We start from the raw sequence: 16,822 nt of genomic DNA, 5'->3' as shown, positions 1-16,822 counted from the left end.
CCTTCGGGCCGCTGTTCTTTGTTTGATTTCAGTCAGACGGCGTAAGGTTTTCGGGTAATACCGGAATGAAAAGGGAACCGGGTGCGAATCCCGGACAGACGCGCTACTGTAAGTACCCTACGGTTTTCACCTGCTACAGCCCATTGGCTGGCCCGCCAGGCCAGCTGAGAAGGGCGGTGACAACTGGTACGAGTCAGGAGACCTGCCTTCCGCTGCGTTGATGAGGCTGCCTGCGCGATACAGGGTCTTATCGGGTACTTACGCGCTGTTGGGGCGCGGCTTGCGGGGCAGGCCGGGGCCGGAGTGTGTCTATGGTATTCGGATAGTCCTGGTTATGGCGAGGTAGCGCGAAGTCAGGCGGGGCCGGTGGTTTCCTCCGTCTTTTCACCTTTCCTTCTTCTTATGACTTCGCTCGACGAAAAAATTGCCGCCGCCGAAACGCGCATCTTCAAAGCTGTTTTCCCCAACACCACCAACCACTACGACACCCTGTTCGGCGGCACCACCCTGCACATGATGGACGAGGTAGCCTTCATTACGGCCACCCGCTTCAGTCGCCTCAAAATGGTAACCGTATCCTCCGACAAAGTGGATTTCACCCACCCAATCCCAGGCGGCACGCTCGTGGAGTTGATTGGCCGCGTGGAGCACGTGGGCAATACCAGCCTCAAGGTGCGCGTGGAGCTGTTCGTGGAGCAGATGTACTCCGAAGAGCGCGTAAAGGCCGTTTCCGGCCTGTTCACCTTCGTCGCCATCGACCACGATAAGCGCCCGGTGCGTATCCTGCCGGGCTAGCCGCTAGTGACAGTTAGCTGGCTTGGTTGGGCGGTGTTTGGGGCCGACGTGAACCGGGAAAACTCTTTAGATAATCCCTGGGGGCGTGGGCTGCGTATAAGGCCTCACGCGAAACCTCAGCAATAAAAGTCCCGTTTCACAACACAAGCTTATTTTAAGCACTCCGGCTGAACCTTCTGGCTAATGAGCTGGGTTTAGAGTGCCAACCGTCACCTGACTTCTCCTCTACCCAATGGATCAGCAGCAGAACGACAATATCACTGCCCGTTTGGAACAATCATTTAAAGAGGCCGATCAGGCCCGCGAAGAGCTTACCGAATCCACCTACAACTCCATAGCCGCCAACTGCGACCTGCTGCACCACGGCTTGGTTAGCGCCAAAGGCCTCGAAACCACCACCGAGATGTACCGCTACATGCTCGGTAAGCTGTTGCGCAACAATTCCGGCGAGGTGCGGATTCAGGTTCTCGAAACTTTCAACCAGGCCATGGAACAGTTCTGGCCGCACAAAAACAACTCGAACGGCGCGGCGGAACTACCGCAGTAGCCGGCCCTGTTTTCCTGCTTAAGCATGCCCGCCTTTCTGCACTAGCTGCGGAGAGGCGGGCTTCATTATGTGGGCTAATGATTTGGCAAAACAATGTGGCACGGACTTCAGTCCGTCGCCGTGTACAGTGCGCAAAAGGGAGAACCAAGGGAGTGGGTTGTTCTGTTACTTGGGCGGGTAAGGGGCTACGGACTGAAGTCCGTGCCACACACGCTAGGCACTTCCCCGGCCGGCTGCTTACTTTTGTAATTCCCGTTTTTGCTTCGGTCAAAAGGATAACCACCTTTCACCTTCTTCATGTCTGCTTCCCTTTGTGAGATTGAAGTGCTGCTGCCCCCGGCCGTAGCCTACGACGAATTTGCGCGCTACCGCGCGCTACTAGAGGCCGCCGGCCTCCAACCCGGCCAAGCCGATTTTGTGCACCTGCGCAAACGCTCCATCGACGCGCGCGGCCGGCAGCCCCTGGTGCGCCTGCGGGCCGATATCTACCAAACGCCCCCACCCGCTGACCTGTTTGGTCCCTGGTTTCAGTATGCCGATGTAAGCAAGGCCCGTCGCTCCGTACTCATCGTGGGGGCTGGGCCGGCTGGTTTGTTCGCGGCCCTGCGCTGCATAGAGCTAGGGCTGAAACCCATAGTGCTGGAGCGCGGCAAAGATGTCCGCACCCGCCGCCGCGACCTGGCCGCGCTCAACAAAGAGCACCTCGTCAACCCCGATTCCAACTACTGCTTCGGCGAAGGCGGCGCGGGCACCTATTCCGACGGCAAGCTCTACACCCGCGCCACCAAGCGCGGCGACGTGGGTCGCATCTTGCGCCTGCTGGTGCAGCACGGCGCCACCCCCGATATTCTGGTCGATGCCCACCCCCACATCGGCACCAACAAGCTGCCCTACGTGGTGGCCGCCCTGCGCGAAAGTATCCGGCAGGCCGGCGGCGAGGTGCGCTTCGATACGCGGGTTGATGACCTTATCCTGGAAAACAACCACCTGCGCGGCGTCGTCACGGCCCGCGGCGAGGCCCTGGAAGCCGATGCTGTGATTCTGGCCACCGGCCACTCGGCCCGCGACATTTACGAGCTGCTGCACCGGCGCGGCGTGCTCATCGAGGCCAAGCCATTTGCGCTGGGCGTGCGCGTGGAGCACCAGCAGGAGCTGATTGACCGCGCGCAGTACCGCCTCAGTGAGCGGGGCGCACTGCCAGCGGCCTCGTACTCCTTGGTGCACCAAACGCAGTGGCAGGGCAGGCAGCGGGGCGTATTTTCGTTTTGCATGTGCCCCGGCGGCTTCATTGTGCCGGCGGCCACGGCGCCCGGCGAGGTGGTGGTAAATGGCATGAGCCCCAGCCGCCGCGACTCGCGCTTCGCCAATTCGGGCATTGTGGCGGCCGTGGAGCTGGAAGATATGGACCTGCGCCAACACGGTGCTTTGGCTGGGCTGCGGCTGCAACAGGAAATAGAGCGGCGCGCCTGCCACGTGGCCGGTGGTACGCAGCTCGCCCCCGCCCAACGCCTCGGCGACTTCCTAAAAGGCACCGTCTCGCAGGAACTGCTGGAAACTTCCTACCAACCCGGCCTGGTGCCCGTGGCGATGGACGAGGTGCTAGGCGCTGGCTTGGCGGAGCGACTGCGGCAGGGATTTCAGAATTTCGGGCAGAAGATTCCGGGCTATGCTACCAACGCCGCTCAGATAGTAGGTGTGGAAAGTCGCACCTCTTCCCCCGTCCGCATTCCGCGCGACCGGGACACGCTGCAACACCCCATAGTACGCGGCCTGTTTCCCTGCGGCGAAGGCGCAGGCTACGCGGGCGGCATCGTATCGGCGGCCATGGATGGCGAGCGGTGCGCCGAGGCGGTGGCGGTATTGCTTAATGGTTAAATGGTTGCATTGTTAAATGGTTGACTGTTCAACGAGCCATCAGAACGACCAACCATTTAACCATTAAGCAATGCAATCATTCAATACGCCATTTAACAATTAAGCCCTTTAGCCGTTAAATATCCCATGAAAAAGACCCTCGTTCTTGGTGCCAGCGACAACCCGGCCCGCTATTCCTACCGCGCGGTGCACCAACTCAAAAACCACGGCCACGAGGTAGTGCCCGTAGGTATCCGGAAAGGCCAGGTGGCCGGGCTCGACATTCATACCGACCGGCCCGTGGATGCTGATGTTGATACCGTGACGCTCTACGTAGGCCCGCAGAACCAGCCCGCTTGGTACGACTATATTCTGGATCTGAAGCCTAACCGCATCATCTTCAACCCCGGCACCGAAAACCCCGAATTGGAGCAGATGGCGCAGCAGCGGGGCATCCGGACGGAAGAAGCCTGCACGTTGGTTCTGCTTTCTATTGGGCAATACTAGCGCCGGCAGCACGGGTTCCAACCTGTGCTGGCCACCGCAAAAAAGCCTCTGCACGCAGCGTGCAGAGGCTTTTTTCATGAGCTAAACTTATCTGTATGCCAGGGACTTGCTCTATTGATTCAGCATAAAATGAAGCCTACGTCGCTTTTTTTCTCGTCGTGAGGCAACCCACCCCCGAAAGGTTGCATCTTCCCCGCCAAACGCCCTGCTTTTGTTCTGAACTCTACTCAACCAACCGTGACTGAAGCTGACCTCATCGCCGCCTGCCGCCAAGGCAGTGGCCGCGCCCAGAAGCTGCTCTACGAGCGGTTTGCGGGCCTGATGCTGGGGGTATGCCTGCGCTACCTGCGCCGCCGCGAGGATGCCGAAGAGGCCATGCTCGGGGGCTTCGCCAAGGTATTTCGGGCCCTCGACCAGTACCGGCACGAAGGCAGCTTCGAGGGTTGGATTCGGCGGATTATGGTGAACGAGGCCCTTGGGCAGCTGCGCCGCAAGGAGCCCCTGCACCTGGCCATCGACGACCTCACCTACGACGTGCCCGCCACGGCCGCCGAAGCCGAAAGCCAGCTCAACGCCGCCGACATGCTGGCGCTGCTGGCCGACCTGCCCGCCGGCTACCGCACGGTATTCAACTTGTACGCCCTGGAGGGCTACACCCATCCCGAAATCGGCGAGCTGCTCGGTATTTCGGAGGGCACAAGCAAGTCGCAGCTCAGCAAGGCGCGGGCCATGCTCCAGCGCCGCCTCGTGGCGGCCAGCCAAACCGCCGCCTCATCTTCTACCTCCTCACCCAAAGAGCTTTATGCAACCGGAAGATATTGATAAGCTGTTCCGGGACCGTCTCTCGGACCACGCGCCCACTCCCCCGGCCTACCTCTGGAACCAACTCGAAGGAGAGCTGCAACCCGCCCAAAAGCGCCCCGTGCTCTGGATGTGGGCCGCCGCGGCCAGCGTCGTGCTGCTGCTCGTGACGGGCGTAGTGTGGCTGCAAACTGGTTTTGTAGCCAGCAACGGTACGGGCACAATAGCCACGAACTCCCGCCCAGCGAAATCCGGGCGGCCCCACGCGATTCAGCCTGACGCCGCGCAACCCGAAAAAAATTCGGTGGCCGCCACACCCCAGGCAACCCCATCTCAGCCGCTGGTATCTAACCCCTCAGAAGCCGCCGCAGCCAAGGCCCCAGTGAAACAAGAATTGGAGGCGCGCCCCCCGAAGACGCAGCAGCTGGCCACTGCTACGGTTCCCGGCAGCCGCTCCCGGCGCGTAGCTCCCACAACAAACGCTGCTACTCGCCGCGCCACGCTAAAGAATGTAACGGCCCCCGAAGCAGTGGCGGCCCTCGCGCCGAAGACGCAACCGGAGCGTCCTTCGCCCGCGCTGGAACCGCTGCCCGAACCCCAGCAATTACCCACTATGGCCCTGGCCGCCGCGCCGGCGCCCGTACCCGCTGGAGCTATTGAGGTAGAAGTTCGCCGCAGCAACGAGTCGGTGGCCGTGGCTACTACGACCGATTCCCGGGAAGCTAGCTCGCGGCCGAAGCTAGGCAGCTTACTGCTCCGACAGGCCCGCAACGCGGTGTGCGGCGACCGGGTGAGCCTCACGGAGGCTGGCCTGCCCGAAACGGTGACGGTGCAAGCCCGCGTGGCGGGTCGCACGCTCACCAAAGTAATTCAACTCTAACTCTCTCCTTTGTTTTTCTTCGTCATGAAACGCCTCCCCGCTCTGCTGGCTGCCTTGCTGCTGCTGGCCATAGCCGTGCCTTCTGCGGCTCGCGCTACCCACCTCGACGACACGATTCTGGTGAAACTGCCCAACCAGGCCACCATGACCTTGTTCGTAAAAAACAAGCAGCAGCTCCGCGAGCTGCGCAATTACCGCCTCGACTCGCTGATGATTCTGCTCGACCAGTACATCACGAAGGCCGAAGCCGCCGGTAAAAACTCCACCTCGGAGCAGGTGACGATGGAGTTTTATCCGGCCAAAGACCAGCCGGGCAAGCAAGTGCCAGAACAAATCCGCATTACGGTGCGCGGCGAAGACAACACGCCCCGCCGCGGCGACAAGGTGGAAGTGAGCATGGGCCGCCTGTTTGGGGTGAAGGTGGAAGAAAACAGCGACGGCAAGGGCAGCGACCGAGTGTCGGTGCACCTGGGTAGCAGCGCTAAGGACGACTCCCTGGCCAGAGCCCGGCGCCAAGCACACTCGGACCGCTCCGGCCACGGCGACTTTGGCATCGACCTGGGCCTGAACACGCTGGTCAACAAGCAGGAGATGGCGGGGGAACCGGGGTTTGACCTCCGCAGCACCGGCTCCCGCTACATAAGCTTGAACTGGCACTACATTCAGCGCATTGGGGGCCGCCGCAGCCCACTCTACATCGTAACCGGTCCGGAACTGTCGTTCAACAACTACATGCTCGACAACAACGCGCGCTTCCTGGCACCCGACAGAGTCACAACAGTCAGCAAGGAGCCGGTGTTAAGCCTGGAAAAAAGCAAGCTGGCGACTACCGTCATCAACCTGCCCATCATGCCGGTTCTCAACTTCCACGACGACAAGCACAACAGCACCTTCCGCGTTGGGGCCGGCGGCTTTGTGGGCTACCGCTTGGCCTCGCACACCAAGCTTAAATACGAAGACGAAGGCCGCACCCGCAAAGACAAGGACCGGGGCTCCTTCAACCTCGAAGACTTCCAGTACGGCGTGCAGGGCGTTATTGGGTTACGTAGCGTCACGCTCTTCGCCAAGTACAACCTGAACGAGCTGTTCAAGGAAGATCGGGGCCCGCAGGCCCAGACATTCAGCTTCGGTCTTTCCCTCATTTCCTTCGGACGTTTCGATTAAGAAAGAGCCGTATTCCGCCTGCGAGGCTTCTGCGTGGCCACTCTGCCGCTGGTAAGCCAAGTTTCGTTTCCTAAACCACTACGCCCTTGATATCCGTGCTGATGTCAAGGGCTTAGTGATTTTTTAGGTGGTAGATAAAGCTAATAACGTGTAGGGCGAGCTCAGGAAAATGCCCGTGATGCAGCAACGTTGCGCAGCAAGTACGTCCTGAAGGCGGAGCAATTGCTTGTTGCTGCTATGTTGCTTGCGGGCTGCTTTAGAGTAGTGCGCATGTTGTATCTTGCTTGTCCACGTGGCTCTCGATTTTTACGCCGTTGAACGTTCAGCTTCCTTCTGCCCCCGATTCTTCTTCCCCAGCGCAGGAGTCGGAAACCCTCTACCAGGTCTTCGAGCAGACGCCGGCGGCTATTTGTTTGTTGCGGGGGCCTGAACATCGCTTTGCGTACTACAACCGAGCCTACCAGGCCTTATTTCCCGGCCGCACTATGCACGGCCGTTCCGTGGCCGAGGCGCAGCCCGAGGCCGTTACCCAGGGCTTCGTGGCTCTGCTCGACCGCGTGTACCAAACCGGCGAAACCTTCTTCGGCCAGGAAATGCTCCTCGCCATCGACCCGCGCGACGGCGGCCCGCCCAAGGAGATATATTTCAATTTCACCTATCAAGCGTACCTCGAGAAGGGCCACATCGTGGGCATTTCCGTGTTTGCTTACGACGTGACCGAGCAAGTGCGCAGCCGCCAGGAAGCGGAAAGCCAGCGCCGCCTGCTGCACACACTCTACGCCGAAGCCCCCGTGCCCATCGCCGTGTTCGACGGGCCTACTTGGATCTACCAGCTGGTCAACCCGGCGTACCAGCGGGTGTTTCCCGGTCGCGCTTTGCTAGGCAAACCCCTGCTCGAAGCGCTGCCCGAACTCGCCAACTCGTCGATACCCGCTATTCTGGAGCAGGTGTACCGCACGGGCGAAGCGTTTTCGGCGCGGGAGATGCCGCTTTGGCTGGCCCGGCACGACGGGGCACCCCCCGAGGAAATCTATGGCTCGTTTACCTGCCAGCCCCGCCGCAATGCCCAGGGAGAGGTTGAAGGGCTCGTGTTTTTTGCCACCGACGTCACGGAGCAGGTCCGCGACCGGCAGCAGGCCGAGCAGAGCGAAGCACGCTTCCGCCGGCTGGCCGAAGCTACCCCGCTGGTGGTATGGGAGGCCGATGCGCAGGGCCGTACCACCTACCTGAGCCCCCGGTGGGAGCAGGTTGCCAGCACGGCCCACGGGCAGGGCCTCGGCTGGCAGCACTTCACGCACCCCGATGACCAGCAGCCGGTGCTGGAAGCGTGGCTGGAAGCCGTACGAACCCACCAGCCTTTTCAAGCGGAGGTGCGCCTGCGCTTAGCCGCCACCGGCGAGTACCGCTGGCACCTCGACCGCGCCGTGCCCGTGCGCGATGCCGCCGGCCAGGTTGCGCAGTGGGTGGGAGCAGCCATCGACATCCACGAACTCAAGCATTTGCAGCAGACCCTGCTGGAAAGCGAGCAGTATTTCCGGCAGATGGCCGACCACGTGCCCGCCATGCTCTGGGTGACGGACCCTCAGGGGCAGTGCACCTACCTCAACCAGCAATGGTATGCCTTCACTGGTCAGAACGAAGCCGAAGCCCTCGGTTTGGGCTGGCTCACGGCCGTGCACCCCGACGACGTAACCGCCACGGCCAACACCTTCATGGAAGCCAACGCCAACCGCGCGCCCTTCCGGCTGCTGTACCGCTTACGCCGCCGCGACGGGCATTATCGCTGGACCCTCGATGCGGCGCTGCCGCGCTTCAATGCCACCGGCGAGTACGAAGGCTTTGTTGGGACCGTGCTGGACGTGCACGAGCGCCAACTCGGCGAGCAAGCCCTGCGGCGGCTCACGCAAAAGCTCCGTACGGCCCGCGACGAAGCCCAGGCGCTCAACCACGAACTGCGCACCACCAACGAGCAGCTCGTCCGCACCAACATCGACCTGGATAACTTCATTTACGCCGCCTCCCACGACCTGAAAGCGCCCATCGCCAACCTCGAAGGACTGGTAGACGCGCTGCACACCCAACTGCTGACCGACAGCACGCCAACTCCGGAGGCCGACACCTTGCTGGGCATGATGCTCGGGTCGGTGGACCGGCTCAAGCGCACCATCGACTACCTAACCGACGTCACCAAGCTGCAAAAGGAGCACGACCAGCCCTTTACGCAGGTCGATTTGCACGCTATGATTGAGGACGTACGGTTGGACCTCCAGTCGCTCGTGCAGCAAACCGGCGCCCAGCTCGACATCAACCTGGGGGACTGCCAGACCGTGGCGTTTTCGGCCCGCAATCTGCGTTCCGTGGTGTACAACCTGCTCAGCAACGCCCTCAAGTACCGCCACCCAGACCGGCCACCACACGTGCAGTTGCGCTGCCACGAGCAGGAACACTACACGGTGTTGTCGGTGCAGGATAATGGGCTGGGCCTCACGCCTACGCAGCAGGCGGAGCTATTCGTGATGTTTCGGCGCCTGCACGCCCACGTCGAAGGCTCCGGCATCGGCTTGTACATGGTGAAGCGCACCGTAGAGAATGCTGGAGGCAAAGTGGAAGTGGCGAGCGAACCAGGCGAGGGCTCCACGTTTTCCGTGTACTTCCGCCGTTGAGGTCCGTATAGTCTGGTGCGCTGCCTACGAGCCCGGCAAATAGCGGGCAGCGAGCAAACAGCCTATTCATGAAGAAATTGTCCAGCGTCTTGTTGGTCGACGATGATCAGACGACCAACTACTTGAACGAGTTGTTGCTCCACCGCTTGGATGTGGCCGAGCATATTTTCGTGGCCCTCGACGGCCAGCAGGCCCTCACGCAGTTAGCACTGCGCTGCGAGCCGCCCACTCCCACGTGTCCGGCGCTCATTCTGCTCGACGTGAACATGCCCGGCATGAACGGCATCCAGTTTCTGGAAGCCTACCAGCACCTGCCCCTGACGCACCGCCAGGCCATCATCGTCGTGATGCTCACCACCTCACTGCACCCGCACGATGTGGAGCGGGTGAGCCAATTCCCCATCAACGGGTTTCTGAACAAGCCTCTGAACGCCCAAAAAGTAAACGACCTGCTCCAGCAGCACTTCGGCTGGGACCCCTCGGCTTCGTGAACCAAGCCCTGGCATGGCTGAGGGCTCACCCATTCCGATGAAAATTATCCAGCAGAATGGCGGCCGAAATGGCGACGTTGAGACTTTCGGCCTGGCCGCGGCCGGGAATGTGCAGGCGCTGCGTGAGGCAGGCTTCCACTTCCGGCGTGAGCCCGTGCGACTCACTGCCCATCACGAGCACGCCTTGCGGCTGTAGCGCCAGCGCGTGCACATTATCGCCGTGCAGGTCGGCGCCATAGACGGGCAGGCCAGCGGGTAAGGTGCCGAGCCAGGCGGGTAAGTCGCGCTGCCACACCGGCACGCGGGTGAAAGAGCCCATGGTGGCGGCCACGGTTTTGGGGGCCCAGGGGTCAGCGCAGGTGTCGCTGAGCACCACGCCGGGCAGGCCGTACCAGTCGGCCAGGCGGATGAGGGTGCCGAGGTTGCCGGGGTCGCGCACTTGGTCCAGTGCCAGCAGCAGCCCCGTGTTGGGGCCGGGCAGCAGCGGCGGCTCGGCGGGCAAACGCGCAATAGCGAGAGCCGTGTTGTTGGTGGCGAGGGTGCCGAGGCGAGTCAGCTCGTCTTCGCTGAGCACTTCCACGAGGCCGGCAGGGAGCTGCGGAGGTAATTTTGGGGCAAATTCTGCCGTTACGAACACGCGTTCCGTTGGAAGTGCGGAACTTAGCAGCTCCAGCACGCTTTTGCCGCCTTCCACCAGAAAGGCACCGTGCCGGAGCCGATACTTTTTCAGGTGCAGCGCGTGTACGTATTTTGCCACTGCTTTTGAGACCATACGCTTTGCTGAACAGACGCCCTACGGGGCCTAAGGTGAAACATAAACCGAACCGCCAAGCCACGGTTGGGCTAGCTGTGCTGCTACTAGGGCTGCTGGCGAGCTGTTCGCCGTTGCGCCTGCTGGGCCCCAAGCAGCAGCTGCTCAGCCGCATCGAGTTGAAAGGCGTGAAGCAGGCCGACGCCGAGAAGATTCAGGCCCTGTACCGGCAGAAGCCCAATAGCAGCTTTCCGCTGCCAAAACTAACAATCTACCAGCTAGGCCGCAGCTTCTACAACCCCGCCCGGCTCCAACGCAAGCTCGACGCCACCAAAGCCCGCTTCGACCAGCGCATGCAGGCCGCCCGCCCCGATTCGGCGAAAGTGGGCAAGCTCTTCACCAAGCGCGAGCGGCGCACCAGCCGGCTCCAACTGGCCCTCGACAAAGGCAACGCCATTATGCGCCTCGGCGAGCCGCCGGTGATTTACGACTCGGCGCTGACGCGCCAAACGGCGGAGCAGATTGCCACTTTTCTCAAATCGAAGGGGTTTTTCCGCAGCCGCGTGCAGTACACCGACACGCTGGCCGACCGCCGCTTCTCGCTGGGCCGACTCTTCGGCGGCTCCGATAGCCTGCACCAGCGCCGCGTGCTGGTCACGTTCCGCATCACCGAAAACACGCCCTTCCGCTACTCCCAGCTCGACTATGACATTGCCGACTCGGCGGTGGCGCGGCGGGTGCTGGCGGCGCAGCCGGCCACGCTGCTGCACGTCGGCGACCGGTACGATGAGGAGATAATCGACCAGGAGCGGGCCCGCTTCGATGCGCTGCTCAAGAACGATGGCTACTTCGACTTCCGCCAGCAGTACATCACGCTCGAAGCCGACACCAGCTTTGCGCCCGCCACCGTGCGCCTGCGCACTATCATCGCCTCCCCCGCTTCCGGCGAGCCGCACCCGCGCTACACCATTCGGCGGGTGCGCGTTATTACCGATGCTGGCACCGTCCGCTTCGGGCAGAAGCGCGACACCGTCGTGGTGGACTCCACGTATTATCTGGCTTTTCGGCACCGCATCAGCACCCGCTTGCTCAGCCGCAAACTGGCCATCCACGCCGGCGACTACTATAATATCACCAACACGCAGACGACGCAGCGCCAACTCAGCCAGCTCGATATTTTCCGCTTCACCACGATAAACTACGTCCGCGTGCGGCCCCGCACCGCCGAAGACAGCCTACGGCATCAGCTAGACGCTGTGGTGGCGGCCTCGCCAGCCAAGCGCTACCAAGAAACGGTGGAGTTTGGCGGTACCTACGTGGCTGAGCGGGCGGGCCCCTTCGGCAACCTGCGCCTGAAAGCCCGTAATCCATTTGGCGGCGCGGAAGTATTGGAGCTGGGCCTGCGGGCCGGTTTCGAAGGCCAGTACGAGCTGGTGAACAACGACAACACCGGGAACCTGCGAAGCACGCTCACCACGCAGCTTGGGGCCAACTTAAACCTGATTCTGCCCCAGTTTCTGGTGCCGTGGCGCCCCAACCAATTCCTAACTCGTTACAACCCGCGCACTCGCTTTACCATCGGCTACAACTTCGTGAGCCGGCCCGAATACGCGCGCACCAACCTGGAAGGCACCTTTGATTATATCTGGCAACGCTCGGCGTTTCACCAGCTGGTTTTTACGCCCGTTGATCTGAGCCTGGTCAACACCACCGGGCTGGATACGGCCTCGGTTTTCTATAAGACGTTGCGGGCCCAGTTTCCTAACCCAGCGGCGGCCGATTTTACCTTCAGCCGCCAGTTCGTACCAAGCTTCAGCTTCACGTCGCTCTATAATTCCAACGATTTCAACGAGACGCGGGATGCGCGGTATTTGCGGCTTTTCGCGGAAGTGGGCGGTATTACGCGGTCCTTGTACCAGGAAACGCTAAACCGGCAGGGCATCCGCGTCACGGACTTTTACCGGTTGAATGTCGATTACCGTCGGTATCATAAGCTGGGCCCCAGGTCCTTCCTGGTGTACCGGCTGAACGGGGGGCTGGTGCAGCCGCTGCGCCCCGGCAACAGCGTTATCCCGTACGACAAATACTTTTTCGCGGGCGGCAACACCAGCGTCCGGGCCTGGAAACCGCGGCGCCTTGGGCCGGGCGCCTACACCTCGTACGTGCAGAACAGAGCGGGCAACGGCGACTCTATTACCACTAATGGGCAGCGCATCCGCAACTTCAACGTGGAGCAGCCGGGCGAGGTGCTACTGGAAGGCAACGTGGAGTACCGCTTTCCGCTGTTTAGCTTCATCAACGGCGCCATTTTCACGGACTTCGGCAATGTCTGGGTCTTGCAGTCCGACCGCCGACCCGGCGCTCAGTTCGACCCCAAGAGCTTCTACCGTGAGTTTGCGGTGGGTTCCGGCTTCGGCTTACGCTTCGACTTCACCTTCCTCATCCTGCGCCTCGACATCGCCACGAAAGTATACGACCCCACGGCCCCCGGCAACAAATGGGTGGTGCGCAAGGCTAGCTTGTTTAACAGCCAAGACCAAACAGCCTTCAACCTCGGCATCGGGTATCCGTTTTAGAGCTTAGAATTTAGAGCCTAGAACTTAGGCCCTTGGTTAGTATCATTTTGCAGTTAATTACCGCCCATTTGAAAGTCGATAGTTGAGCCCCAGCGGGGCGGCATGTCGGTAGAAGACATGAGCGTAACGGTAAATAAAGCCCCATCGGGGCGACACAAACGGTCCAACGATTGGTGTCGCCCCGATGGGGCTTTCAAACTATGTGTGGGGCACCTCAACTACCGATATGCCGCCCCGCTGGGGCTCAACTATTGACTCCTAAACGTGGGGTGCTCAATACGCCAGCAGCTCGGCGAGGGCGGCGGCTACTTTGTCGGGATTGGGGAGCATCTGGCGTTCCAGGTCCACGTTGAGGGCAATGGCGGGCAGGTTGGCGGCACCGAGCGTGAAAACCGGCGCGTCGAGTTGCTGGAAGCAGGTGCGCTGAATGCGGCCGGCCAGGCTTTCGGCGAAGGAATTCATGAGCGGCTCTTCCGTCAAAACTAGCGCCTTGCCGTGGCGGCGCACGGCCGCCTGTACAGCGTCGAAATCGAGGGGGTTGAGGGTGCGCAGGTCCAGGATTTCCACTTGGCCCGGAAACTGCCGGCTGGCGGTTTTGGCCCAGTACACGCCCATGCCGTAGGTCACGACCACGCAGGTTTCGCCGTTGCGCAGCTTCTCCTCGTCGGCTTGTTGCGCTACGGCGGCTTTGCCGAGCGGAATTACATAGCCGGCGGCGGGCTCGATGGTTTTGGCGTCTTCGGTGCCGGGCACTTTGCTCCAATACAAGCCTTTGTGTTCGAGCATCACCACCGGATTGGGGTCGAGGAAGGCGGCGCGCATCAGCCCCTTCATATCGGCGGCGTTGCTGGGATACACCACTTTGATGCCGCGGATGGTGAGCAAGGTGCTTTCGATGGAGCCGCTGTGGTAGGGCCCGCCGCCGCCATAGGCCCCGATGGGCACCCGGATCAGGCTTTGCACCGGAAACTGGCCGTTGGAGAGGTAGCAGGACTTGCTCAGCTCTTCCACCAGCTGGTTGAGGGCGGGCCAGATGTAGTCGGCAAACTGGATTTCGACGATGGCCTTGGCGCCCACGGCGCTCATGCCAGCCGTGCTGCCCACGATGTAGGCCTCCTGGATGGGTGTGTTGAAGACGCGGGCATCGCCGTACTTCTTGGCCAGCAGCGCCGCCTCCCGAAACACGCCGCCCAGCTCGCCGCCCACGTCCTGGCCGTAGAACAGGGCCTCCGGGAACTCGCGCAGAATGTCGTCTATCGTGTGCAGGGCCGCATCTACCATCAGCGCTTTTTCAGCGCCAGCGGGGCTGCGCTCCCCGGCTTCTTCGGTCACGGCGGGCGGGGCAAACTCGTGGTCGGCGAAGGTGGCGGGGTCGGGCGCGGGGGCGGCCAGGGCGCGCTGGTAGTCGGCTTGCACGGTGGCGCGGGCTTCGGCGGCCAGTACGCTCAGTTCCTCTTCCGAGAAGCCCAGCTCTAACAGTTGCTGATGGAAGCGCGGGAGCGGGTCGTTGAGGGTGTGGGTGGCGAGGTTGTCGCCGCGGTACCACTCGCGGCGCACGCCGCTGGTGTGGTGGCCGAGCAGCGGGCACTTGGCGTGCACCAGCACTGGGCCGCGCGTGCGGCGCACGTACTCGGTGGCTTCCTGCATCGCGGCGTAGCTGGCCAGGAAATCGGCCCCGTCAACCTGCAACCGGTGCAGGCCTTTGAAGCCGGCCGCAAACTCGTAGGCATCCATGGCACGCATCTCCCGGCCCGTAGCCGAAATGCCCCAGTCGTTGTCTTGCACCAAATACATAATGGGCAGCTGGTGCAGCACGGCCATTTGCAGCGCCTCCGACACCTCCCCCTCCGTCATGGCTCCATCCCCAATCGAGCAGAGAACCACGCTTGAATTAGTAATTAGTAATGAAGAATTAAGAATTGTTGCTTGGCTGCTATGGCCGTTGGCGTCGGTAGTAGCGGCGTCGGTATCAGTAATTCTTAATTCTTCATTACTAATTACTAATTGATTTTCCAGATACTTCACGCCGTGGGCCATGCCGGTGGCGGGAATGGCTTGCATGCCGGTGGCGGAGCTTTGGTGCGGGATGACGGGGAAGCCGGGCCGGCGCAGGGAGGGGTGGCTGTAGTAGGTGCGGCCACCGGAAAAAGGGTCGTCGCGCTTGGCCATGAGCTGGAGCATCAGCTCGTAGGGCTCCAGGCCGAAGCCCAGCAGCAGGGCGTCGTCGCGGTAGTAGGGCGCGGCGTAGTCGGTGGGGCGCAGTTGGAAGGCGGCGGCGAGCTGGATGGCCTCGTGGCCGCGGGCCGTGGCGTGGACATACTTGGCCGTTACGGCTTTGTTTTCTTCGTAGAGGCGGGCCATTTCGTCGGCCGTGCGCATGAGGCGGTAGGCGCGGCGGAGGGTGGCGTGGTCGGGCTGGATGGTGGTAAAGTCGGGGTCGAGGGTGGGGGCGGCTTGCGGGAGCATGAGCGGGAAATAAGTACGAGAGCGAAATTACGGCTTCGGCAGAGAATGCGGGACCGGGCGGCTCCTTGCGGAACAGGCCGCTTTTAACCGCCTGCCAGCCGGTATTCCGGGTAGACCAGAACTTGGGAGCCAAGTAGGTGGGCGGGAGCCGACAGCAACCAAGTAACCGACGAAAAGGTGCCTTCCCGGTCTTTACGGGTGTGTTCCGACGCCGTTCGGTCCACTTCCCAACGGGTTCGGGGCGCTTCCGAAGCTGTTCGAGGTACTTCCGAAGCTGTTCGGGGTACTGCGCGGGGCTTCCCTCCCACTTCCTGGGGCTTCATGGGCACTTTCGGAAGTGTTCGGTTCACTTCCGAAACCATTCGGGCCACTAACCTTTCATCCGGGGTGCTAACTTTTCATCCGGGGTGCTAACCTTGTGGCCGGCTAAGCTCGTTCTTTCTTTGCACCGACCAATAGCGTCTGCTATGTTGAGGCATGGCTTCGCTCACTAGTTCGTTTTTAGCCCCGATGGACCCTTAACATCCCGTTGTTCTGATGGAAAGCTCCAACAGAGCGACACTTCCAAACCGCCGCAACGGGCGTGTCGCCCCTACGGGGCTTGGTTCTTTTCTACCCTCATTTTACTACCAATATGCCGCCCCTCCGGGGCTTTTGGGAGGCCTAGGCGCGCAAGTCCTGGGACAATTACCGCGCCTTCATCCACTCATTCACTCATCCACTCATCCACTCATCCACTCATCCACTCATCCGCTCATTCACTCATTCACTCATTCACTCATCCGCTCATTCACCCACTGCCCCACATGCTCACCATCTCCGCCGCTACTCCCTCTGATATTCCGGCTCTCGTTGCGCTGGTAAACCGCGCCTACCGGGGCGAGGCCAGCCGCCGCGGCTGGACCACCGAAGCCCACCTACTCGACGGTCTGCGCACCGATGCCCACGAGCTAGGAAAGCTGCTGAACACGCCCGGCGTTACTTTTCTAATGGCCCGGGACACGGATGGTCAGCTGCTTGGCAGCGTGTACCTGGAAATCAAGCGGCCGGACCTGTACCTCGGCATGCTCTCCGTGGACCCCGACCAGCAGGCGCGCGGCGTGGGGCGGCAGTTGCTGGCCGCGGCCGAAGAGCACGCCCGGCAGGTTGGGTGCAACGGCGTACTCATCTCCGTTATTTCGGTGCGCACGGAGCTGATTGCCTGGTACGAGCGGCTGGGTTTCCGGCCCACCGGCGAAACCGTGGCCTTTCCGGAAGAAGCCAAGCTGAGCGTTCCGAAGCAGGAACTGCAATTGCTGTTGATGCGGAAACGGCTGTAAGGCCCAGT

The 16,822-nt window shown here is 61.6% G+C and carries 14 protein-coding genes and 1 riboswitch; of the genes, 11 read left to right on the top strand and 3 right to left on the bottom strand.

Features of this window, described 5'->3' with window-relative positions; all coding sequences use genetic code 11:
- The first annotated feature begins 27 nt into the window (after positions 1–27).
- Positions 28–224: riboswitch (cobalamin riboswitch) on the top strand.
- A gap of 178 nt (positions 225–402) precedes the next feature.
- The 9 genes from ACYSMN_RS04365 (at position 403) to ACYSMN_RS04325 (ending at position 9,702) form a co-directional block, all read left to right on the top strand.
- Complete coding sequence (locus ACYSMN_RS04365; protein ID WP_488922627.1) at positions 403–795, top strand: acyl-CoA thioesterase; 393 nt, start codon at positions 403–405, stop codon at positions 793–795.
- A gap of 232 nt (positions 796–1,027) precedes the next feature.
- On the top strand, positions 1,028–1,342 hold the full coding sequence (locus tag ACYSMN_RS04360) for a hypothetical protein (protein WP_488922626.1): 315 nt from the start codon (positions 1,028–1,030) through the stop codon (positions 1,340–1,342).
- Positions 1,343–1,639: 297 nt separating this feature from the next.
- Entirely contained in the window at positions 1,640–3,217 is a 1,578-nt protein-coding gene (locus tag ACYSMN_RS04355; RefSeq protein ID WP_488922625.1) for an NAD(P)/FAD-dependent oxidoreductase, read from the top strand.
- A gap of 126 nt (positions 3,218–3,343) precedes the next feature.
- Entirely contained in the window at positions 3,344–3,703 is a 360-nt protein-coding gene (locus ACYSMN_RS04350) for a CoA-binding protein (RefSeq protein ID WP_488922624.1), read from the top strand.
- 237 nt (positions 3,704–3,940) lie between these two features.
- Entirely contained in the window at positions 3,941–4,525 is a 585-nt protein-coding gene (locus tag ACYSMN_RS04345; RefSeq protein WP_488922623.1) for an RNA polymerase sigma factor, read from the top strand.
- Entirely contained in the window at positions 4,506–5,384 is an 879-nt protein-coding gene (locus ACYSMN_RS04340; RefSeq protein ID WP_488922622.1) for a hypothetical protein, read from the top strand. The genes ACYSMN_RS04345 and ACYSMN_RS04340 overlap by 20 nt, the downstream gene beginning before the upstream one ends.
- A 24-nt stretch (positions 5,385–5,408) precedes the next feature.
- Positions 5,409–6,548 carry an outer membrane beta-barrel protein gene (locus ACYSMN_RS04335; protein WP_488922621.1) on the top strand — a complete coding sequence of 380 codons (1,140 nt, stop codon included), beginning with the start codon at positions 5,409–5,411 and terminating at the stop codon, positions 6,546–6,548.
- Between the two features lie 314 nt (positions 6,549–6,862).
- Positions 6,863–9,211: a PAS domain-containing sensor histidine kinase gene (locus tag ACYSMN_RS04330; RefSeq protein WP_488922620.1), complete on the top strand. Its 2,349-nt coding sequence runs from the start codon at positions 6,863–6,865 to the stop codon at positions 9,209–9,211.
- A 68-nt stretch (positions 9,212–9,279) separates the two neighbouring features.
- Positions 9,280–9,702, top strand: a complete 423-nt coding sequence (locus tag ACYSMN_RS04325) for a response regulator (protein ID WP_488922619.1) — start codon at positions 9,280–9,282, stop codon at positions 9,700–9,702.
- A gap of 25 nt (positions 9,703–9,727) precedes the next feature.
- On the opposite strand, the gene ACYSMN_RS04320 is transcribed toward ACYSMN_RS04325, so the two are convergent.
- Entirely contained in the window at positions 9,728–10,474 is a 747-nt protein-coding gene (locus ACYSMN_RS04320) for a TrmH family RNA methyltransferase (RefSeq protein ID WP_488922618.1), read from the bottom strand.
- 35 nt (positions 10,475–10,509) lie between these two features.
- Between ACYSMN_RS04320 and tamL the strand changes: the two genes are divergently transcribed.
- Positions 10,510–13,029 (top strand): translocation and assembly module lipoprotein TamL, encoded by a 2,520-nt coding sequence (gene tamL / locus ACYSMN_RS04315; RefSeq protein ID WP_488922617.1) that lies wholly within the window; start codon positions 10,510–10,512, stop codon positions 13,027–13,029.
- A gap of 273 nt (positions 13,030–13,302) precedes the next feature.
- On the opposite strand, the gene ACYSMN_RS04310 is transcribed toward tamL, so the two are convergent.
- Entirely contained in the window at positions 13,303–15,495 is a 2,193-nt protein-coding gene (locus ACYSMN_RS04310; RefSeq protein WP_488922616.1) for an alpha-ketoacid dehydrogenase subunit alpha/beta, read from the bottom strand.
- Positions 15,496–15,578: 83 nt separating this feature from the next.
- Complete coding sequence (locus ACYSMN_RS04305; protein WP_488922615.1) at positions 15,579–15,818, bottom strand: hypothetical protein; 240 nt, start codon at positions 15,816–15,818, stop codon at positions 15,579–15,581.
- A 483-nt stretch (positions 15,819–16,301) separates the two neighbouring features.
- Between ACYSMN_RS04305 and ACYSMN_RS04300 the strand changes: the two genes are divergently transcribed.
- Complete coding sequence (locus ACYSMN_RS04300) at positions 16,302–16,814, top strand: GNAT family N-acetyltransferase (RefSeq protein ID WP_488922614.1); 513 nt, start codon at positions 16,302–16,304, stop codon at positions 16,812–16,814.
- Positions 16,815–16,822 lie beyond the last annotated feature (8 nt).

Source organism: Hymenobacter sp. M1-2, assembly GCF_057808495.1.
This window is presented reverse-complemented; position numbering and strand designations above follow the sequence as displayed.

What these genes read in the sequence shown, in the direction of transcription:
- ACYSMN_RS04365 (WP_488922627.1), top strand. Translation starts at nt 403, where the DNA reads ATGACTTCGCTCGACGAAAAAATTGCCGCCGCCGAAACGCGCATCTTC.
- ACYSMN_RS04360 (WP_488922626.1), top strand. Translation starts at nt 1,028, where the DNA reads ATGGATCAGCAGCAGAACGACAATATCACTGCCCGTTTGGAACAATCA.
- ACYSMN_RS04355 (WP_488922625.1), top strand. Translation starts at nt 1,640, where the DNA reads ATGTCTGCTTCCCTTTGTGAGATTGAAGTGCTGCTGCCCCCGGCCGTA.
- ACYSMN_RS04350 (WP_488922624.1), top strand. Translation starts at nt 3,344, where the DNA reads ATGAAAAAGACCCTCGTTCTTGGTGCCAGCGACAACCCGGCCCGCTAT.
- ACYSMN_RS04340 (WP_488922622.1), top strand. Translation starts at nt 4,506, where the DNA reads ATGCAACCGGAAGATATTGATAAGCTGTTCCGGGACCGTCTCTCGGAC.
- ACYSMN_RS04335 (WP_488922621.1), top strand. Translation starts at nt 5,409, where the DNA reads ATGAAACGCCTCCCCGCTCTGCTGGCTGCCTTGCTGCTGCTGGCCATA.
- ACYSMN_RS04325 (WP_488922619.1), top strand. Translation starts at nt 9,280, where the DNA reads ATGAAGAAATTGTCCAGCGTCTTGTTGGTCGACGATGATCAGACGACC.
- ACYSMN_RS04320 (WP_488922618.1), bottom strand. Translation starts at nt 10,474, where the DNA reads ATGGTCTCAAAAGCAGTGGCAAAATACGTACACGCGCTGCACCTGAAA.
- ACYSMN_RS04310 (WP_488922616.1), bottom strand. Translation starts at nt 15,495, where the DNA reads ATGCTCCCGCAAGCCGCCCCCACCCTCGACCCCGACTTTACCACCATC.
- ACYSMN_RS04305 (WP_488922615.1), bottom strand. Translation starts at nt 15,818, where the DNA reads ATGAAGCCCCAGGAAGTGGGAGGGAAGCCCCGCGCAGTACCCCGAACA.
- ACYSMN_RS04300 (WP_488922614.1), top strand. Translation starts at nt 16,302, where the DNA reads ATGCTCACCATCTCCGCCGCTACTCCCTCTGATATTCCGGCTCTCGTT.